Source organism: Pseudomonas sp. DF11, assembly GCF_058148565.1.
Window position 1 is genome coordinate 103458 of the sequence record NZ_JBYVYN010000002.1, and the last position, 18841, is coordinate 122298.

Here is an 18841-nt window from a genome sequence, read left to right on the forward strand (position 1 = left end):
GGACATGAGTGCTGTGATCGATGACCACGGTCATGCCGGCGCCGACCACGCCCATGGCCCCGCCAAGGGCCTGATGCGCTGGGTGCTGACCACCAACCACAAGGATATCGGCACGCTGTACCTGTGGTTCGCCTTCTCCATGTTCCTGCTGGGCGGCTCGTTCGCCATGGTGATCCGCGCCGAGCTGTTCCAGCCCGGCCTGCAGATCGTGGAGCCAGCGTTCTTCAACCAGATGACCACCATGCATGGCCTGGTGATGGTCTTCGGCGCGGTGATGCCGGCGTTCGTCGGCCTCGCCAACTGGATGATCCCGCTGATGATCGGCGCGCCGGACATGGCCCTGCCGCGCATGAACAACTTCAGCTTCTGGCTGTTGCCGGCGGCGTTCCTGCTGCTGGTCTCGACATTGTTCACACCCGGCGGCGGGCCGAACTTCGGCTGGACCTTCTACGCGCCGCTGTCCACCACCTATGCGCCGGAAAGCGTGACGTTCTTCATCTTCGCCATCCACCTGATGGGGATCAGTTCGATCATGGGCGCGATCAACGTGATCGCCACCATCCTCAACCTGCGCGCCCCCGGCATGACCCTGATGAAAATGCCGCTGTTCGTCTGGACATGGCTGATCACCGCGTTCCTGCTGATCGCGGTGATGCCGGTGCTGGCCGGCTGCGTGACGATGATGCTGATGGACATCCACTTCGGCACCAGCTTCTTCAGTGCCGCCGGCGGCGGTGACCCGGTGCTGTTCCAGCACGTGTTCTGGTTCTTCGGCCACCCCGAGGTGTACATCATGATCCTGCCGGCCTTCGGCGCCGTCAGCTCGATCATCCCGGCCTTCTCGCGCAAGCCGTTGTTCGGCTACACCTCGATGGTCTACGCCACGGCCGCCATTGCGTTCCTGTCGTTCATCGTCTGGGCGCACCACATGTTCGTGGTCGGCATTCCGCTGGTGGGCGAGCTGTTCTTCATGTACGCCACCCTGCTGATCGCCGTGCCCACCGGGGTGAAGGTGTTCAACTGGGCCAGCACCATGTGGCAGGGCTCGCTGACCTTCGAGACACCGATGCTGTTCGCCGTGGCGTTCGTGATCCTGTTTTCCATCGGCGGTTTCTCCGGGCTGATGCTGGCCATCGCCCCGGCGGACTTCCAGTACCAGGACACCTACTTCGTGGTCGCGCACTTCCACTATGTGCTGGTGCCCGGCGCGATCTTCGGGATCTTCGCCTCGGCCTACTACTGGCTGCCGAAATGGACCGGCCACATGTACGACGAAACCCTCGGCAAGCTGCACTTCTGGCTGTCGTTCATCGGGATGAACATGGCGTTCTTCCCGATGCACTTCGTCGGCCTGGCGGGCATGCCCCGGCGGATTCCCGACTACAACCTGCAGTTCGCCGACTTCAACATGGTCTCGTCCATCGGCGCGTTCATGTTCGGCACCACGCAGATCTTCTTCCTGTTCATCGTGATCAAGACCATCCGTGGCGGCGAGCCGGCACCGGCCAAGCCGTGGGATGGGGCCGAAGGGTTGGAGTGGAGCGTGCCGTCGCCGGCGCCGTATCACACCTTCACTACGCCGCCGGAAGTGAAATGAACACCGCAGCTTTTGTGGGAAACACCGCGGCTTTTGTGGGAGCGAGCCTGCTCGCGATAAGCGCGACTCGGTGTGCCAGATACACCGCTATCGCGAGCAGGCTCGCTCCCACAGGGTTCTCGGTAGGGACTGGAAACCATGGCTGATTCGATTTCGCTGAAGAAACTGGTCACCCGCCTGCTGCTGGTGGTGGTGGCCATGTTCATCTTCGGCTTTGCCTTGGTGCCGATCTACGACGTGATGTGCAAGGCGTTTGGCATCAACGGCAAGACCGCCGGGCAGTATGAAGGCGAGCAAACCGTCGATGAGTCTCGGCAGGTTCGCGTGCAGTTCCTGTCGACCAATTCGGTGGACATGGTCTGGGACTTCTATCCCAAGGGCAATGAACTGGTGGTCCGGCCAGGGGCGGTGAACGAGATGGTCTTCGTCGCCCACAACCCCACCGACCGGCCGATGAGCGCCCAGGCGGTTCCGAGTATCTCGCCGAGCAACGCGGCGGCGTATTTCCACAAGACCGAGTGTTTTTGTTTTACCCAGCAAGTGCTGCAACCCGGCGAACGCATCGAAATGCCCATGCGCTTCATCGTCGACCGGGACATGCCCAAGGAAGTGAAGCACCTGACGCTGTCCTACACGCTGTTCGATATCACCGCTCGTCATCCACCGGTGGCTGTAAACACTGACCGATAGCGTGCCCGATAAGGAGAACAATAAATGGCAACTCACGAACACTATTACGTCCCGGCCCAAAGCAAATGGCCGATCATCGCCACGGTCGGGATGTTCGTCACGGTGTACGGCCTGGCGACCTGGTTCAACGACCTGAAGGCGGTGCGCCCGGAATCCCATGGCCCACTGATCTTTTTCGTCGGCGGCCTCTTGCTGGCCTACATGCTGTTCGGCTGGTTCGGCGCGGTGGTCAAGGAAAGCCGCGCCGGATTGTACAGCGCACAACTCGACCGCTCGTTCCGCTGGGGCATGAGCTGGTTCATCTTTTCCGAAGTGATGTTTTTCATCGCGTTCTTCGGTGCGCTGTTCTATGTGCGCAACATCTCGGCACCAGGCCTGGCGGGCGAAGGCACCAAGGGCCTGTCACACATGCTCTGGCCAAGCTTCGAGTTCGCCTGGCCGTTGCTGAACAACCCCGACCCGAAACTCTTCCCGGCGCCCAAGGAGGTCATCAGCCCGTGGGGTTTGCCGTTGCTCAACACCGTGTTGCTGGTCAGTTCCAGCGTCACCGTCACCATCGCCCACCACGCCCTGAAAAAAGGCCATCGCGGCGCGCTGAAACTCTGGCTGGCGATCACGGTACTGCTGGGTTGTGCCTTCCTGGGCTTTCAGGCCGAGGAATACATCCACGCTTATAAAGAACTGGGCCTGACCCTGGGCTCCGGTGTCTACGGCGCAACGTTCTTCATGCTCACCGGGTTCCACGGCGCCCACGTCACCATCGGCACGATCATCCTGTTCGTCATGCTGATGCGGATCATGCGCGGGCACTTCGACAACGAGCACCAGTTCGGCTTCGAGGCGGCGAGCTGGTACTGGCACTTCGTCGATGTGGTGTGGATCGGCTTGTTCATCTTCGTCTACGTGCTCTGAGGCAGGGGTTACCAAGGCGGCTCTTTACCAGGGAGCGTGGGACACCAACTGGCCGCTGAAAAAACCCCAGGCGATCAAGCCGACGGTGACAGCGGCCAGGCTGACCCGCACCGCCAGGGCGATGACCAGGCGATTGGAATCGCTGTCGTCCTTGACCAGAAAAAACAGGCCGCTGAACAGGCTGGCAATCGTGGCAATCAGCATCAGGACGATGGCTGCTTTTAGCATCAGGAACACTCCGGGGGGACGCGATGCACGTGAGTATAGCTATCCCGTTCGACGGCTTTCGGACGGCGCCATGAAACACTTCCGGCCGGGCATCGTGCCGTCGCTGGTGGTCGCCATTCTGGTGCCCGTGATGGTGTGCCTGGGGTTCTGGCAATTGAGCCGGGGCGAACAGAAGCGTGTGCTCATGGAAAACTATGCCGAGCGCCGCGTGGCGCCGCCGATGGACAGCACCGAGCTTGCCCACACCAGCGATCCGGCCTTTCGTCCGGTCACGCTGCAGGGCCAGTTCGACGCTGAGCACAGCATCCTGCTGGATAACCGCCAACACGACGGCAAGGTCGGCGTCGAGTTGCTGCAACCGTTCCTCGACCACCGGACCGGGCTGTGGCTGCTGGTCAATCGCGGCTGGCTGCCCTGGCCTGACCGGCGCACTCCACCGGTCTTCAACACACCGGAACAACCAATAAGCCTACAAGCCTGGATCTACGTCGCACCCGGCACGACATTCCAATTGCACGCCGACCCGGCTGGCGCCGCATGGCCGCGACTGGTCACCGCCATCGAGCCGGACAAGCTCTGGGCCGAACTGGGCCGCAGCGGTTTCACCTATGAGTTACGCCAACAAAACGGTCCCGGCGCCTACCGGACCGATTGGCCCGTCGTGGCCATGGGCCCGGAAAAACACCTCGGCTATGCCGTGCAGTGGTTCGCCATGGCGACGGCACTGTTCGGCCTGTTCCTTTATCTCGGATGGCACAACGCAGGGAGACACCATGGGAAGCACCATGAATCCAACCAACACGTCTGAGGCGCCCAACCGTCGTAAGGGCCGCGTGCAATTGCTGCTGATCGTGCTCGGGGTGATCGGCCCGATGATCCTGGCCACCGGCATGTACAAATTCCAGTTCTGGGTGCCGGAAAGCCGCAGCTACCACGGCGAACTGATCGGCAACGGCCAGACCCGCGCCGAGATTGGCGTACAGGCCGACGAGCAGCGCTGGCAGATCCTGGTCACCGCACCGCAGGAATGTTCGGTGGACTGCCGGCAACTGGTGTACCTGGCCCGCCAGGTGCAGATCGGCCTCGGTCGCGACGCCTCCCGCGCCAGCCACGCCTTGGCTATCGCGCAACCGCTGGACGCGGACTATGACGCGCAACTGCAGCGCGAATACCCACAACTGCAACGCTACCCCCTGGACCTGCCGGCCTATCAGAAAGGCGCCCAAGGCTCCGGCGGCGCCCAACTGTGGATCATCGATCCCCACAGCAACCTGGTGCTGCGCTACGACGCCCGGGTCAAGGGCAAGGACTTGCTCAACGACCTGCGCCATCTGCTGAAACTGTCGAACATCGGATGAGGGCATCGACATGGCCAAACCTGGATTTCGCCTCGCGCTGTTCGCCACGCTGCTGGCACTGATCGTCGTCCTGCTGGGCGCCTACACCCGGCTGACCCACGCCGGCCTCGGTTGCCCGGACTGGCCCGGTTGCTACGGCTTCATCAGCGTGCCTAAGAGCGAAGCCCAACTGGCCCATGCCGAGCTGCATTTTCCCGACGCCCCGGTGGAAGCCCATAAAGGCTGGAACGAGATGGTCCATCGCTACTTTGCCGGGACCCTGGGCTTGCTGATTACCGTGCTGGCCGCCCGGGCCTGGATGAACCGCCACCGCCCCGGCCAGCCGTTGAAATTGCCATTGTTCCTGCTGGCCGTGGTCTTCGCACAAGCGGCATTCGGCATGTGGACCGTGACCCTCAAGCTGTGGCCGCAAGTGGTCACCGGGCATTTGCTGGGCGGGTTCGCGACGTTGAGCCTGTTGTTCCTGCTCACATTGAGGTTGTCCGGCGTTTTGCCGGCGCTGACCGTGCCCAAGCGCCTGCAACACTGGGCAACGGCTGGGTTGCTGCTGGTGATCGGCCAGATCGCCCTCGGCGGCTGGGTCAGCTCCAACTACGCCGCTGTGGCCTGCATCGATTTCCCCACCTGCCACGGCCAATGGCTGCCACCGGCCGATTTCGCCAACGGCTTCCACCTGACCCAACACATCGGCCCCAACTACCTGGGCGGGCAACTGGACAGCGACGCCCGCACCGCCATCCACCTGACCCACCGCATCGGCGCGTTGCTGGTGACCGTGGTGCTGCTGGGGCTGGCCTGGCAATTGAAGGCCGTCGGCATGACCCGCCTGGCCGGCCTGGTGCTGGCGGCACTGGCGGCGCAGATCACCCTGGGCATCAGCAACGTGCTGTTCCACCTGCCGTTGCCGGTGGCCGTCGCCCACAACGCCGGGGGCGCCGCGCTACTGCTGACCCTGGTGCTGGTCAACTATCACGCCCGCACTAGCCTGGTCCGGGTCAAGCATCAAGTCCCGCTGCGCTGGCGGTTCAACCCGCATAAACACGGCGTCAGCCCCATAACAATAAAAGGAGAGATGCCATGGCAACCTTGACCGGTGAACGCCACAGCCAAGCGATCTGGCGCGATTACCTGGAGCTGACCAAGCCGAAAGTGGTGGTGCTGATGCTGATCACCTCGCTGGTCGGCATGTTCCTCGCCACCCGCGCCGGCGTGCCGTGGACAGTGCTGGTGTTCGGCAACCTGGGCATCGCGTTGTGTGCCGGCGGCGCGGCGGCGGTCAACCATGTGGTGGACCGGCGCATCGACGCGGTCATGGCTCGCACCCACAAGCGGCCGTTGGCCGAGGGCAGGGTCTCGCCAGCCGCCGCTCTGACCTTCGCCCTGGCCCTCGCGGTGGCCGGCCAGGCCATGCTGCTGGCGTTCACCAACCCGCTGACCGCCTGGCTGACCCTGGCCTCGTTGCTCGGTTATGCGGTGGTCTACACCGGCTTCCTGAAACGGGCGACACCGCAGAACATCGTCATCGGCGGCCTAGCCGGCGCGGCGCCTCCGCTGCTGGGCTGGGTAGCCGCCACCGGGCATGTCAGCGCCGAACCGCTGCTGCTGGTGCTGATCATCTTCGCCTGGACCCCACCGCACTTCTGGGCCCTGGCGATTCACCGCAAGGAGGAATACGCCAAGGCCGACATCCCCATGCTGCCGGTGACCCACGGCGAGCACTACACCAAGATCCATATCCTGCTGTACACCCTGGTGCTGCTGGCGGTGAGCCTGATGCCGTTCGTGATCCAGATGAGCGGGATGCTGTACCTGATTTGCGCCCTGGTACTGGGTGCCAGGTTCCTGCAATGGGCCGTGGTGTTGTACCGTGGCAGTCGGCCGCACGCGGCGATCAACACCTTCAAGTACTCTATTTGGTACTTGTTCCTGCTGTTCATCGCCCTGCTTGTAGATCATTACTTACTGTTGAGCCTATGACTCGAACTCAGAAAACCGTCTTCATTCTCGTGGCCGTGATCGCGCTGATCCTCGGCCTGACCATCAATAAGGTGCTGTCCGGCAAAGGCCAGGGCGACCCGACCGCGCTGATCGACGCCGGCATCATCCTGCTGCCCCAGAGTCGCAACCTGCCGGACGTGAAAATGACCGACCAGGACGGCCAACCCGTGGCGATGGACGGCTTGAAAGACAAGTGGAGCCTGCTGTTCTTCGGCTACACCTTCTGCCCGGACATCTGCCCGACCACCCTCGCCCAACTGCGCCAGATCAAGAGCGAACTGCCGCCCGAGGCTGTGGATAAGTTGCAGATCGTACTGGTGAGTGTCGACCCGAACCGCGACACGCCCAAGCAACTCAAGCAGTACCTGGGCTACTTCGATCCGCAGTTCAAAGGCCTGACCGCTTCATCGGTTGAAGACCTGCAGAAACTGGCGAATGCGGTGAGCATTCCGTTTATCCCGGCGGACACCAGCAAACCCAACTACACGGTTGATCACAGCGGTAACCTCGCCGTGATTGGCCCGGACGGTACCCAGCGTGGGTTTATTCGTGCGCCGTTGAATAATCAGAAACTAGTGGCGCAGTTGCCGGAGATGCTCAAGCGGAAATAGCACTTCCAACGGCATGCCGTTCAGTTAAGCCATACCGATTCCTTGTGCTGAGGGAATTCATTGTGGCGAGGGGATTTATCCCCGCTGGGCTGCGCAGCAGCCCCCCCACCCGAAAGGCTAAATGCGATCAACCTGGCACAACGCGGTGGCTTTCAGGGCGAGGTCTTCCTGCCTCCACTCTCTCTGTGGGAGCGAGCCTGCTCGCGATGATATCGACTCGGTTCCAGACCAAAACAAGTCTCCCGCATCGCCGGCAAACCCCGCTCCAACAGACCCTGGCTACACCCCTCCACCAAGCCACGCATCCTTGCGCCTTTCCCCGGGCTCTATTGTCTTCCTTGCCACTGCTCATCAGTGGTCGGGTTTAGTAGCCCGAGGTAATCGAAGTTGTACAAGCGCTTCTCAAACAGGGCCCTCCCCTGTGCTTGATGGTGGCTGTACGCAGGGCGCTCAGGCGCGCCGGCTTCTTCGGTTCCCCGGTCTACTAACCTGCGTACAGCTGCCACCCCATTGTTTAGTAGCTTCGGGGTGTCGGCACCACATCGGAACCGAAGCTTATGTTCAAAATTACCCCGAATCCGCCAGAGGCAGATTCCACTTCTACATCCGCAAAATCGAAAGCCAAGCAGCAAGACGAAACCACCATACGCGTGCTCGATCACTACTTGCTACCGAAACCGGATAAATCCCAAGACGCCCCAAAACCGGGACAACTATTCACCGTCGTGAAAGGCCTCGATAACGAATGTTTGCTTGCCAACCTCACTGAGACGTTGGCTTCGGCTGATGCGATGGTGAGTGATTTGGCGTTTGATCTGGATGGATCGAGGCGTCATGTGGCGCAGGGTATCCAGCAGTTGATTGAGCTGAGTTCGTTGCCGGGTGTTGGATAACGTGGAGCCGCAGCAGTAGTATTTTTTCTCGAATGAAAAAACCCGACGTTATGCGTCGGGTTTTTGTTCGTCTCAAATTTCTTTTCCCGCATATCCCACCACGGTCCTTCCTAGCGATAGGCTGCAAACAGCCAAGAGCGGACGTTTAGAGCAGAGAAATAAATCTGTTCTCTTTTCCCAATGGACATCACCGCGGCGTACGTAGGGCTATCGCGTGGTGCGCGCAGCGCTCTCTACAAAGGCACCTGAGCACTTGCCGCGCAATGAGGCGAAGCATGGACTTCGCGTACGCTAACGTTATGCCTGAGCCAATGCATTAAAGAACCGCTCGTAGAGTGCCTGTGGGTGGTATTGGGGAAAATACGCAACTAGCACGGTTGAAGTTACAAGCACCAGCATCACCAACAGCGCGGTAAGTAGCTTTACCAACGTCGAGAGAGGTGGATTGGGCGGGCCGTATTTATTGATCGCTTTACGCCCCGGCAGCATGACGAGCGGAAGCGTTATCACAAAGCCGATAACAGGGAACACGAAGAGAATTCCCCATATCATCGGACTCCAGCCTAGATCACGTGCCCTGCGTACCAGTAGAGACACGTCGAGCAGGATGGCAGGAACGACAACGGTGACACCGACTATCAGCAAAACCACCAGTTGATGGCGCAACCCCACCATAAAGAACGACAGCAAAATGCACGGAAGAACCAGCACCAAGGGCACACGAATCAGCCAGAAGCGCGCCAGAGAAATACGCCCGGAAAAATCAAGAATCTTGGGTTTTGAAAACGTGACAACCTCGTCGTCAATCAGTTGGGCGTCACCCGGTTGGTATGGGTTTTCGATTTCGCTGCTGATGCTGCCGAAAACGGGTTCTATCCTTGCCATTTAGTGCTACTCCCCTGTGTTTTGGTGCTATTCACGTCACAACGTTTACGCCTCATATCTAATCGAAGGCCGGCATCAAACTCAAGAGAAGACGCTATCGTGTAAGGGGGGCTGTATGCACCACAGCATGTGTGGGTCTGTCGCATGGTGCGCGCAGTACACCTTATGAAGTGTTTTGCCGCTAGGCTCTGTACGAAATCAGCCGAAATCAATTTGAATTCCACAACCGTTGAGATTCAGTACAGTCCGCGACCATCAAAGGCAGCAGAAACGGGGGACAGACCACGATTATGAGACGGTCCGATTACAGGTGAACGCAAAATCGTGGTCTGTCCCCAGTTTCCCGAGTTTCCCGCCATCCCGGCAGTCGAACAGCACATTGAGCGTTAGCCCAGTGACTGCGACTTAAGAGTGGGAAAAACAACTTCAGATGCGAGTTACCGACGACAGGCCTGCGAACATGAATAAACTAACCCGGCTCCCAACATTAGCCCTCATTGCACTCGTGTTCTGCGCGGGGCTATGGGGCGTTTCACAGTGGTGGGAAAAGGCCCTGGCGAAGCCCGTCGGCGCCGCCAGGATCAGCCCCAACGGCTGCTTTCGGGTTCAGGAGTTCAAGCCTTTTTGGATACTGCCCGGCCTCTTTCACCCCCAGTCACCCCCGGATGAGCCAGAGGAGCGACAGTGGTTTGTTCGCTGGGAGATTCCGGCCTTTTTCCGCTTGTACGACAATCGCAACGGCCAGCTGATGGGCGAAAGCGCGATCTACGATCTGGTGAATTATGGGGGGCCTGTGTCTTGGGGCTTTGGCAGCCACCCCACCGTTTCCGTCGAAATGATCACGATTGGCACAGACCTGCCTGACTGCATAGGCAATCAGCCGGCTAGCGGGGCGGAGTGAGTCCCTTTTTACTTAGAAATCGATAGTCCCCGAAAACTTCACCAACCGCGGATCACCCTGCGAAAGGTAGCCGCCGTTTGCCGACGCCCAGTAGTTCTTATCGGTAATGTTCTCCACGTTGACGCGCAACGTCAGGTCTTTCTCCACGAATTTCATCTTGTAACGTGCGCCAGCGTCGAAACGGTTCCAGGTAGGCAAGCTCAGGTTGTTAGCCTGATCAGCGTACTGCCCGCCAGTGCGCAACATCCTTGCGCTGAGAGCGGCACCTTCGATACCCGGAACATCCCAATCTACGCTGGCATTGAGTTGAAACGTTGGCACCCCGATAGCGTGATTGCCATCGTTGAGACCGCCAGCGGTTTTTTTCAGCTCAGACGTCATGCGAGTACCGCCGGCCATCAACCGGAGGCCTTCGATGGGTTCGCCGAAAACGCTGAGCTCCAGCCCCTTGTTGACCTGCTCCCCATCACGCACATAGAGGCTCTGTGCGTTGTCGACGTAACCATCGGAAGGTTTCTCGATGCGGAAAACACCCAAGTTCGCACCGAAGGTCTGCAGGTCCAGCTTGATGCCCGCTTCCAACTGTTTGGTGCGGCCAGGGGGAAAGGCTTGGCCCAGGTTCGTGATGCCGGTACCGGACGCCACGGGCCCTTTTGCAAGGCCCTCGATTCGGTTGGCGTAGAGCGACACGCTCTCCATAGGCTTGTAGACGATGCCATAAACGGGCGTGGTAATGGCTTCATCGTAGAGCGCGCTACGACTGCCATCGTTTGCTGGATTGGCTACACCGTTTGAAGTAGTGCCATCGTACTTATAGTTCTCGACACGCAACTGCTGACGACGAATACCATAAGTGACCAGCAATGTGTCATCGAACAAGCCCAGCGTGTCGGAAATCGCCAAACTACGGTTGCGGGTTTTGCCGGTCACCCCTGGATCACCCATTTCACCGCCCGTGCTGGACACCGCCGTCGGCTTAGGCAGCTTGGGGGTGTCGTAGATATTGCTGTTCCCGGTAACGGGACGATAGAACGTGTAGGCGTTTTCCTGCTCGGTCCAGATCGTCGAGCCACCCATCGCAACCTGGTGGGAAACAGGGCCCGTGTTAAAGCGCCCGTTCAACCCGCCACTGAACGATGTATTGTCTTCATTGTGAGGAATTTCCGAACCACCGATCGTCGCTACGCCGTTATTGCCGACCAGTGTCGGTGTGGCGTATACCCCGGTTTCTCGGGTGTGCTTTGCACCACCGGCAAGGTATGCGGTCCAGTTTTCGTTCAGATCCCAATCGCCACGAACCATGCCGAAGGTGTCTTCCGTTTCGGAGTAAGTCCAGTCCTGCCCATAATTGTGGCTGGCGTGTGGAGCCGTGGGAATGCGGGTGGCGTTGCCGATATTCACCGAATTACGCAGTCCATTGATACGCTGTTTCTGATACCCGAAATCGGTGGAAACGCGGAAGTTATCCCCTTGATAGTCCAGGCCCGCAACGAATAACTTTGTGCGCTGGTCCTGGTTGTCGATCGCTGTTTCACCTTCCCGCTGGTTCAGATTCAACCTTGCACCAAAGCGGTTATCCTCGCCGAATCGCTGCCCGATATCCAAATGCTCGCCAATGCGGCCATCGGTGCTGATGTCCTGGGTATAACGACGCGTCGGCACATCCTCTGCGCGTTTGGGCTGCAAGTTGACGCCGCCCCCAAGACCCGAGCCCGTCGGACTGACACCGTTGATAAACGCGTTGGGGCCTTTGAACACCTCGACACGCTCGATAGCATCCGTCGACAGAATCTGACGCGGTAAGACGCCATACAGCCCGTTGTAGGAAATGTCGTCGCTGTTAAGCGGCAAGCCTCGAATCACGAACACTTGGGATTGGTTACCAAACCCATAGGATTGACGCACCGACGGGTCATTGAGAAGCACATCCCCCACGTCTTCAGCTTGTTGATCTTCAATCAACTGCGAGGTGTAACTGGTCATCACGAACGGGACATCCATGTTGTCCTGATTGCCCAGCACCCCCATCTGGCCTCCCCTCGCCACCTGACCTCCCGCATAGGGCGTGGGTAGCGTGTTGGAGTTGGGTTTGATCGCACTGGCAGTAACGTCGGTCGCTCCCAATTCAATAGGCTCTGCCGCTCGGGCAAGAAAACTGACTGAGCAACATGCAGCCAGCAGCGTAAGGCGAGATGGAAATAGCATGGAGTGAGTACCTGCGGGGAAACGGGAAACCAATGCAGTTAATGCTAATGATTCGCAGATAGATTATCTATAACCAATGGCATGCTGCCATAAAAGATTTGGAAAGCGGTTGAGTCAGCCCCCGTGGCGAGGGAGCTTGCTCCCGCTCGGCTGCGCAGCAGACGCAAACCGAACGATGCGGTTTGCCTGAAGAAATACAGGGCCTGCTGCACAGGCCAGCGGGAGCAAGCTCACTCCCACACAGGTGTGAACGCAGTATCTGCAACAACCCCAATCCCCTGTGGGAGCGAGCCTGCTCGCGATGAAATCGCCCCAGTTCCAGAGCCGAACACCCCACCTGCATCACTAAAAAACCTCCCTCCTACAGCCCCCACCTACACCCCTCTATCAAGCCACGCATCCTTGCGCCTTTGCCTACAACTACGCCAGAATCCGCCCGCTTGTGCGCCTTGTCCCGGGGTTCTATTGTCTTCCTGCCACTGCCCATCAGTGGTCGGGTTTAGTAGCCCGGTTCACACCTCGGTTGTACAAGTCTCATCAGTCAGGTACTTGCCTGTTCTTGATGGTGGCTGTGCGCATGGCGCCCTCGGGCGCGCCGGGTTTGGTGTGGATTACCGGTCTACTAACTTGCGCACAGCCGCCACCCTTTCGTTTAGTAGCGAGATGGTGCGGCCTACTATGAGGCCCACACCGATGATCAAAATAACCCCGAATCCGCCAGAGGCAGATTCCACTTCTACATCCGCTAAATCGAAAGCCAAGCAGCAAGACGAAACCACCAAACGCGTGCTCGATCACTACTTGCTACCGAAATCGGATAAATCCCAAGACGACCCCAAACCGGGGCAGCTATACACCGTCGTAAAAGGCCTCGATAACGAATGCTTGCTCGCCAACCTCAGCGAAACCCTGGCTTCGGCTGATGCCATGGTGAGTGATCTGGCGTTTGATCTGGAGGGATCGAGGCGTCATGTGGCGCAGGGGATTCAGCAGTTGATTGAGCTGAGTTCGTTGCTGGCGAATCGGGTGTTGGATAACGTGGAGCCGAGGCAGTAGGTAAACATTTGCCAATGAAAAAACCCGGCGTTCTGCGTCGGGTTTTGAGTCTTTCATCCACAGACGGGCGAGTGATTTATAAAGTCCCCCGCCGCCAACCCTTTCCCAAATATCCAACCACCATCCCTTTACCGCCTAGCCTGTTGCTTTCCCCTTCTTTCTAGCAATCACTGAAGCACTCAGGACTTAGCCGATTTGCCCGTCATTCTCGCCCTCCCTCCCCCAAATCGTGGTCTATGCTTGATAGCGTTTAGCCATGTTCATAGAGTTTTTTTTACGCCTCAGTCCTACAGTTAGAAGCACCTACGACTAACTCATAAAAATCGGTCCAAGGAAGAGATTTATGCGACTTCATAGGCTTTCTATTAAAGGCTTCAAGCGCTTACACACTGCTGAAATAGAGTTCGGTAATGCGACTTTTCTGATCGGCGCTAACAATGCGGGAAAGAGCTCAGTACTCAAGGCCATTGGATGGCTGCTTTCTAACAGCAAACGAATGGATATCGATTGCTTCTGCTCCGAACTAGATGAAGAGACAGGTGAAACGAAAACCACTTGTGACACTGTCGTTCTAGAAGCGGAGTTCAGGAACATCCCCGAAGCTGCTTCTATGTGGCGAGGCTTCAAAGGGCGTATCTTCTCATATGATCCGAAAGACACCGGAGAGACTGGAAAAAGCATTTTCTATCGCAAAACGTACAAGGTACTCGAAGATGTCAAGATCGAATTGAAGACCCTTAAACGAACGATGAAACCAGGGTTTACCGATTTGCAGAAACCTGCTGACTTCATCGCTGCCGGGGCAACCCCAGAGCTGATCGCCGAGAACTTTCCTGTCTTGGACAAGAAAATTTCGGCCGGAGACCGAGATAAGCTCGAACTCATCGACGAGCTGTGGGAAACCAGTGAAGAAGAAGAGTGGGCGCTTAATCCTGGCGGCATAGGTGGCGTTGTTCTCTCTAAACTCCCCTCCATCCTCATCATTCCAGCAGAGGCTGCCTCCCACGAAATCGATCAGAAAAGTGGTGTGCTGCAGAAGATCCTGCACGAACTGTTCAAGGATGTCCGCGAAAACTCTGCCAATTACAAAGACGCCCAAGCTTGCCTGAGTCTGCTCGCCAAGGAGCTTGATCCAAGTGATGCTGGCTCAGAGTTTGGCAAGATGATGGGGGAGTTGAACACCGTTCTCGGTGGAGTATTCCCAGAGTCTCGCATTTATGCCGCTGCTGATCTCTCTAGCCCAGATGCACTCGTCCCTACGTTCGCAATTGAAATGTCCAGCAATATCCGCACAAGCGTAGCAAACCAAGGTACAGGCATGGTTCGCGCCGCAGTGTTTGGCCTGCTTCGATTTAGACAGCAATGGCTGAAACGACGCGAAGGTAACGATGAGCGCGGACTCATTATCGGCTTTGAAGAACCAGAAATTTACCTGCATCCGAGTGCCGCAAACCAGATGCGGGATCTTATTTATGACCTGTCCGACCAGAACTCTCAGATAGTTGCCACCACTCACTCCCCCTACCTGATCGACCTTTCTCGCAAACCCAAACAGGTCCTCAATCGCTTTCAGTACGAAAAAGGACACACCAGCGTACTGCCCTTTTCGGTATCCGAGGAGTTCGTCAAGCTGCAAAACAACGATAAAGATCAGGTGAAAATGCTTATCAAGCTTGACGATCACGTGTCGCGGATATTCTTCACCCGGAGGGTGTTGGTCGTCGAAGGCGATACAGAAGAGGTAATCATTAAAGAGGCAATTCGCAGAATGCCGCCGGAAATGAAATCACTCGTCCTATCAGGAAGCGAAATGGTCAAGGCTAGAGGTAAGGCCGCAATTATCGGCTTAGTTAAATATCTGAACGCACTCAATGTAGATTTTTTTGTTATCCATGATCGCGACAAAGGCACCGAAGGCGCGGAGAAATTTAACGAGCCGATAAAGGCTGCAGTGGGTAATGACACAAAGCTGATCCTCTTAGAGGAATGCATCGAAGACTTCTTGGGTTATCCGGCACCAGGTTCTGAAAAACCTTTCAATGCCTACAAGCGTACTCTTGAATGGGGGGAAAGTTGGGACGGCGTTCCAAAACAACTCAAACAACTGTTAACCAATGTCTATTCTCCGTTAATTTAACAAGAAAGCGAACTGGGCAGATTTATTATCAAAAAATCTGCCTACCTCCTTTAAAAATGGACCTGCATATGAAAAACCTCAGCTATAGATTTATTTTTGGGGGGCAGTCACATCAACTTATTAGGTTTCTTGACGCCTTTGATGAAAACTTATCACCATATCTAGAAGACGTGGGAATTAAAGAAGCTGACGATATAGCAGCTGACAGATCCGAGTTGAAGTTTGAACGTAAGGTTACCGCTGACGCTGAAATTTCAACTGCAATTATAGGCTTAATTTTTTTCGTAGCTGGCTGGGCAGGTGATCATATTCTAGATGAACTTTTCGAGGAAAAATTCAAAGAAAGCGTAAAAAACCTCATCAGCAAAGCTCGAAAAAATACATCATTGAATCGAACGGAACCCATCGAATACCGCAGCATTATATGCAGATCAGCGGGTCACCCAACAGTTGTGATTAGGTTGAGCGTAGACACAGACGATACACTATCCAACTTAATAGACAGCATTAAATTCGCACACCTACATGCGGAAAACTGGATTGCTAACTACGGTAAAAAAGCTGACATCCATTGCCACACCATAGTTAACGGCCAATACAATATTAAGCCCGATCTTTATTCAAACATCAAAGATATAAAACCCAAAAAGCGAAACGTCGAGGTACGAAATTGGACCCTTCCACCTCCTGTATGATTCTTCCTTAACAACGTTAGACGCACCGCAAGGAGTGCTGTATGGTCATCAAGTCGAAAACACCTTATCTTTATGACAACAATCGTCTAGGCGATGTAATTGCCGCCATTCAGGTTATGGGAAGCTATGGCTACTACAAGCTAGATTTTGAAAATTGGGCTATGCGAATCAGTGGAGACAAAAACAAAGCCGAGCATTGGAGGAAAGTATTTATAGAGCATCCTGAGTTTTTCAGACTCGACACAGCCGGAGTGAAAGCTTCTTTAGCTTGGCGTAGAAGTTACCGTCGGAGATACTCGGTACAGAAACAGCGAGAATTATCACCTGACGAATATATCGATTTAAGCAGCAATGAACTTGCGCAAGTCTCAAGAGCACCACTTAACAGCTCTGATATTTCAGTTTTAATAAATACGGCTATAAATTTACATACACGAGCACTGGAGCAAAACAGAGAGCATCGCTGGTTATCATCACCTCTGTTTAGCTTGCTCGGCGTGGCGCTAGGTGCTCTTTTGGGCTGGTTAAGCAGATAGGACATAGAGCAACGCGCTCAATTATCACTCAAATCGATCGTCGGAAGGCGAAAAGCTGTGCCCTTGAGAAAAGGGGACAGATTTATTTTCAGCAAATAAATTTATCCCCTTTACTATAAAAAATAACAGTAGGTCAATCTAAAGATTATTTAGCCACCCGACTTTTCGTATTCATACCGGTGTCTTTCTTTTCGTCCACGCCAGCGCTTATAAATCCAACTGAATTTTCAAGCTTAAGCCCGGTCCGAATAGAGTCAGGCCACTCTTTCATTGCTTGCTGAGCCTTCATGACCTGCTGCGCCAAAGCGCTTGACTTTTTCATGCTACCTCGCTCCATACTCAGTCTGCTGACAGTTTAACATCTAGCTTTGCAAGAAGCTTTGGGATTTCACGACCGATTATCAGTTGCTCAAGCTGAAGATAAGTGTCTATGTATCTGATGATACGGGGCTGGTGCCCCAGCTCCCGCCAGTCCACGGCTTTTCCATTTTCATCTTTTCGTGCTCGGCTTGGCTCAAAAATCTCTTGGTACTGACGAGGGGCGATGCCTTGAAAAGGCTCAAAATTTACCTGAGTTCTGGATGCGGTAGGGGCATCTATACTAATTGAGTCCTGATGCAGTTGTTTGGCTTTACTCTTGGGATAGGGCTCGATATAGACCACACGCTTTATGCCACTAGCAACAATATGGCGTGCACACATGTGACATGGAAAAGTCGTGCAGTATAGCGTGGCCCCTGCAACAGACACCCCCAATCGGGCAGCAGACATCAACGCAGCCATTTCAGCGTGAACACTCCGGCCAAACTCAAGGATATTCATTATCCTACTATTTTTAAGTATTTTTTTGTCTGAGCCGGATATTAAACTTTGCACTAGAGCCATGATATCCCTTTCCTTTGCCTTCGCTGAAAGCAGACCACTGGAATTTAAGCGCTCCAGCATTTCTCCTAAAACCTGCACCCGCTCATCTGCCATGGAATCGATGCCCTTCTGGAAGTCGCGGGCATCATCTCTGTCCCCTGGCCAATACAGGTCCCCTCCCGACTTGGGAACGTCATTACAGCCTACTGCAATAATGTCCCCCTCTGGCTTCAAGATCGCAGCACCGACCTGTCGATTCAGATCCGCCGAGCGCAACGCTGCGGATCTCGCATGGTATATGCCATGCTCGTCTCGTGTAGGAGTAAGAAAAGAGTTTCCGAAAAGCAATTGAAGAAAGCGTCCTATTTGCAAATCGATTGTCGATTTGCTTCTGCCGTCTACAAACAGGTCGGCAAGAGGAAAAGCATCCTTTACGTCTTGGCCCAGAGGTATGCTTTCCTCTTGTTCATCTTTTTGAACGAGTTCCTCAGCTACCGCCCTTGGGTTGGTTCCCTTACCAAATTGAGAGCGGCTGATTTTTTCAGCAAGGGCAGTAACGCGCATATCTCTGGGAGAATAAACGGAGATTAAGAAGAATCCTTTACCATAAACCGCGCGTAGCATTTCCACTTCGTCTGGATGCTTCAGTGATCTCAGAATGAAAGCCTGACGTGAAGGTATCCCTTCACTGTGATCATCCCTCAACTGCCTGATCGCCGCTAACCCCAGCATTGCAACTGCGGCGCCTTCATTACCCTGCACCCTAAGCTTGGTCCCAGCGTCCATTAGCGCGCTAATACGCTCAGCTTCAGGTTTAGAGTTATGGAATGTGTCAAAGAAGGTCTCAATCTGCTCACTGAGCCTTACCACATAAGGGGTGTATTCAAGCCCACTCAGCTGACTTTTAAGCACAGCGATAACAGGATCCAGATTTACCCCGATTGGGCCCACCAGTCCGAAAACCAGCTCGGGGTCTTTTTTAGGGGTCAGCGAGGTCGTGTCCTCCATCTTCGCTGGACCTTTAGGAGACTTTCTCCGACTTTGACCTCTGCGTCCTGAAGATTTAGCCGCCATCACTGTACCCAGTCCTTAGTTATGCGATTGAGAGTTCCACTTAAAGACAAGCGGTACGCCAGCGCATGGAATTACTACCTGCTCCATCCACATTAGCTCCATTCTCAAAAAAAAACACTTTTCCAGCCAAGACCGCAATCGAAAGGCAGCACTGAGAGACTCAACGACCAACCTTGCTCTGAAGTGTGTCCAGCCCCACGG

18 protein-coding genes and 1 pseudogene are annotated in these 18841 nt (G+C 55.7%); 14 read left to right on the forward strand and 5 right to left on the reverse strand.

Annotated elements, in window-relative coordinates; all coding sequences use genetic code 11:
- Positions 1–4 precede the first annotated feature (4 nt).
- The 3 genes from ctaD to AC30D9_RS07125 all read left to right on the forward strand — a co-directional run bounded on the left by ctaD (position 5) and on the right by AC30D9_RS07125 (position 3199).
- On the forward strand, positions 5–1597 hold the full coding sequence (gene ctaD, locus AC30D9_RS07115; protein ID WP_307573108.1) for a cytochrome c oxidase subunit I: 1593 nt from the start codon (positions 5–7) through the stop codon (positions 1595–1597).
- Between the two features lie 138 nt (positions 1598–1735).
- Positions 1736–2287 carry a cytochrome c oxidase assembly protein gene (locus tag AC30D9_RS07120; RefSeq protein WP_490143769.1) on the forward strand — a complete coding sequence of 184 codons (552 nt, stop codon included), beginning with the start codon at positions 1736–1738 and terminating at the stop codon, positions 2285–2287.
- A gap of 24 nt (positions 2288–2311) precedes the next feature.
- Complete coding sequence (locus AC30D9_RS07125; RefSeq protein ID WP_134922245.1) at positions 2312–3199, forward strand: cytochrome c oxidase subunit 3; 888 nt, start codon at positions 2312–2314, stop codon at positions 3197–3199.
- Between the two features lie 24 nt (positions 3200–3223).
- On the opposite strand, the gene AC30D9_RS07130 is transcribed toward AC30D9_RS07125, so the two are convergent.
- Positions 3224–3427, reverse strand: a complete 204-nt coding sequence (locus AC30D9_RS07130; protein ID WP_109752909.1) for a twin transmembrane helix small protein — start codon at positions 3425–3427, stop codon at positions 3224–3226.
- Between the two features lie 70 nt (positions 3428–3497).
- Between AC30D9_RS07130 and AC30D9_RS07135 the strand changes: the two genes are divergently transcribed.
- From AC30D9_RS07135 to AC30D9_RS07160, 6 genes and pseudogenes are all read left to right on the forward strand, one after another.
- On the forward strand, positions 3498–4235 hold the full coding sequence (locus tag AC30D9_RS07135; protein WP_490143770.1) for an SURF1 family protein: 738 nt from the start codon (positions 3498–3500) through the stop codon (positions 4233–4235).
- A complete protein-coding gene (locus tag AC30D9_RS07140) occupies positions 4201–4785 on the forward strand; it encodes a PA_0111/PP_0108 family protein (RefSeq protein ID WP_134922243.1) in 585 nt (194 codons plus the stop codon). The genes AC30D9_RS07135 and AC30D9_RS07140 overlap by 35 nt, the downstream gene beginning before the upstream one ends.
- A 10-nt stretch (positions 4786–4795) precedes the next feature.
- The gene (locus tag AC30D9_RS07145) at positions 4796–5875 is read left to right on the forward strand and encodes a COX15/CtaA family protein (RefSeq protein WP_490143771.1); all 1080 of its coding nucleotides are present in this window, start codon (positions 4796–4798) and stop codon (positions 5873–5875) included.
- On the forward strand, positions 5863–6762 hold the full coding sequence (gene cyoE / locus AC30D9_RS07150) for a heme o synthase (protein WP_018600879.1): 900 nt from the start codon (positions 5863–5865) through the stop codon (positions 6760–6762). The genes AC30D9_RS07145 and cyoE overlap by 13 nt, the downstream gene beginning before the upstream one ends.
- Positions 6759–7394, forward strand: coding sequence for an SCO family protein (locus AC30D9_RS07155; RefSeq protein WP_109752904.1), 636 nt, complete (start codon positions 6759–6761; stop codon positions 7392–7394). The genes cyoE and AC30D9_RS07155 overlap by 4 nt, the downstream gene beginning before the upstream one ends.
- Positions 7395–7951: 557 nt before the next feature.
- Positions 7952–8306: pseudogene (locus AC30D9_RS07160) on the forward strand (DUF6124 family protein).
- Positions 8307–8584: 278 nt separating this feature from the next.
- Here the strand turns inward: AC30D9_RS07160 and AC30D9_RS07165 are convergent.
- Positions 8585–9172, reverse strand: coding sequence for a DUF805 domain-containing protein (locus tag AC30D9_RS07165; protein WP_490143772.1), 588 nt, complete (start codon positions 9170–9172; stop codon positions 8585–8587).
- A gap of 460 nt (positions 9173–9632) precedes the next feature.
- Here AC30D9_RS07165 and AC30D9_RS07170 point away from each other — a divergent pair, with 460 nt between their 5' ends.
- Positions 9633–10073, forward strand: coding sequence for a hypothetical protein (locus AC30D9_RS07170; RefSeq protein ID WP_490143773.1), 441 nt, complete (start codon positions 9633–9635; stop codon positions 10071–10073).
- Between the two features lie 12 nt (positions 10074–10085).
- Here the strand turns inward: AC30D9_RS07170 and AC30D9_RS07175 are convergent, their stop codons facing one another.
- The gene (locus tag AC30D9_RS07175; RefSeq protein ID WP_490143774.1) at positions 10086–12278 is read right to left on the reverse strand and encodes a TonB-dependent receptor; all 2193 of its coding nucleotides are present in this window, start codon (positions 12276–12278) and stop codon (positions 10086–10088) included.
- 693 nt (positions 12279–12971) lie between these two features.
- Between AC30D9_RS07175 and AC30D9_RS07180 the strand changes: the two genes are divergently transcribed.
- The 4 genes from AC30D9_RS07180 (at position 12972) to AC30D9_RS07195 (ending at position 16702) form a co-directional block, all read left to right on the forward strand.
- A complete protein-coding gene (locus tag AC30D9_RS07180) occupies positions 12972–13334 on the forward strand; it encodes a DUF6124 family protein (RefSeq protein WP_490143775.1) in 363 nt (120 codons plus the stop codon).
- 343 nt (positions 13335–13677) lie between these two features.
- Positions 13678–15471: an ATP-dependent nuclease gene (locus tag AC30D9_RS07185; RefSeq protein ID WP_490143776.1), complete on the forward strand. Its 1794-nt coding sequence runs from the start codon at positions 13678–13680 to the stop codon at positions 15469–15471.
- 68 nt (positions 15472–15539) lie between these two features.
- Complete coding sequence (locus AC30D9_RS07190; RefSeq protein WP_490143777.1) at positions 15540–16166, forward strand: hypothetical protein; 627 nt, start codon at positions 15540–15542, stop codon at positions 16164–16166.
- Positions 16167–16207: 41 nt separating this feature from the next.
- Complete coding sequence (locus AC30D9_RS07195) at positions 16208–16702, forward strand: hypothetical protein (protein WP_490143778.1); 495 nt, start codon at positions 16208–16210, stop codon at positions 16700–16702.
- Positions 16703–16847: 145 nt separating this feature from the next.
- Here AC30D9_RS07195 and AC30D9_RS07200 read toward each other — a convergent pair whose 3' ends face one another.
- The gene (locus AC30D9_RS07200; RefSeq protein WP_490143779.1) at positions 16848–17024 is read right to left on the reverse strand and encodes a hypothetical protein; all 177 of its coding nucleotides are present in this window, start codon (positions 17022–17024) and stop codon (positions 16848–16850) included.
- Positions 17025–17041: 17 nt separating this feature from the next.
- Positions 17042–18574 (reverse strand): anti-phage dCTP deaminase, encoded by a 1533-nt coding sequence (locus tag AC30D9_RS07205; RefSeq protein ID WP_490143780.1) that lies wholly within the window; start codon positions 18572–18574, stop codon positions 17042–17044.
- Between the last annotated feature and the right edge of the window lie 267 nt (positions 18575–18841).

What these genes read in the sequence shown, in the direction of transcription:
- ctaD (WP_307573108.1), top strand. Translation starts at nt 5, where the DNA reads ATGAGTGCTGTGATCGATGACCACGGTCATGCCGGCGCCGACCACGCC.
- AC30D9_RS07120 (WP_490143769.1), top strand. Translation starts at nt 1,736, where the DNA reads ATGGCTGATTCGATTTCGCTGAAGAAACTGGTCACCCGCCTGCTGCTG.
- AC30D9_RS07125 (WP_134922245.1), top strand. Translation starts at nt 2,312, where the DNA reads ATGGCAACTCACGAACACTATTACGTCCCGGCCCAAAGCAAATGGCCG.
- AC30D9_RS07130 (WP_109752909.1), bottom strand. Translation starts at nt 3,427, where the DNA reads ATGCTAAAAGCAGCCATCGTCCTGATGCTGATTGCCACGATTGCCAGC.
- AC30D9_RS07135 (WP_490143770.1), top strand. Translation starts at nt 3,498, where the DNA reads ATGAAACACTTCCGGCCGGGCATCGTGCCGTCGCTGGTGGTCGCCATT.
- AC30D9_RS07140 (WP_134922243.1), top strand. Translation starts at nt 4,201, where the DNA reads ATGGGAAGCACCATGAATCCAACCAACACGTCTGAGGCGCCCAACCGT.
- AC30D9_RS07145 (WP_490143771.1), top strand. Translation starts at nt 4,796, where the DNA reads ATGGCCAAACCTGGATTTCGCCTCGCGCTGTTCGCCACGCTGCTGGCA.
- cyoE (WP_018600879.1), top strand. Translation starts at nt 5,863, where the DNA reads ATGGCAACCTTGACCGGTGAACGCCACAGCCAAGCGATCTGGCGCGAT.
- AC30D9_RS07155 (WP_109752904.1), top strand. Translation starts at nt 6,759, where the DNA reads ATGACTCGAACTCAGAAAACCGTCTTCATTCTCGTGGCCGTGATCGCG.
- AC30D9_RS07165 (WP_490143772.1), bottom strand. Translation starts at nt 9,172, where the DNA reads ATGGCAAGGATAGAACCCGTTTTCGGCAGCATCAGCAGCGAAATCGAA.
- AC30D9_RS07170 (WP_490143773.1), top strand. Translation starts at nt 9,633, where the DNA reads ATGAATAAACTAACCCGGCTCCCAACATTAGCCCTCATTGCACTCGTG.
- AC30D9_RS07175 (WP_490143774.1), bottom strand. Translation starts at nt 12,278, where the DNA reads ATGCTATTTCCATCTCGCCTTACGCTGCTGGCTGCATGTTGCTCAGTC.
- AC30D9_RS07180 (WP_490143775.1), top strand. Translation starts at nt 12,972, where the DNA reads ATGATCAAAATAACCCCGAATCCGCCAGAGGCAGATTCCACTTCTACA.
- AC30D9_RS07185 (WP_490143776.1), top strand. Translation starts at nt 13,678, where the DNA reads ATGCGACTTCATAGGCTTTCTATTAAAGGCTTCAAGCGCTTACACACT.
- AC30D9_RS07190 (WP_490143777.1), top strand. Translation starts at nt 15,540, where the DNA reads ATGAAAAACCTCAGCTATAGATTTATTTTTGGGGGGCAGTCACATCAA.
- AC30D9_RS07195 (WP_490143778.1), top strand. Translation starts at nt 16,208, where the DNA reads ATGGTCATCAAGTCGAAAACACCTTATCTTTATGACAACAATCGTCTA.
- AC30D9_RS07200 (WP_490143779.1), bottom strand. Translation starts at nt 17,024, where the DNA reads ATGAAAAAGTCAAGCGCTTTGGCGCAGCAGGTCATGAAGGCTCAGCAA.
- AC30D9_RS07205 (WP_490143780.1), bottom strand. Translation starts at nt 18,574, where the DNA reads ATGGAGGACACGACCTCGCTGACCCCTAAAAAAGACCCCGAGCTGGTT.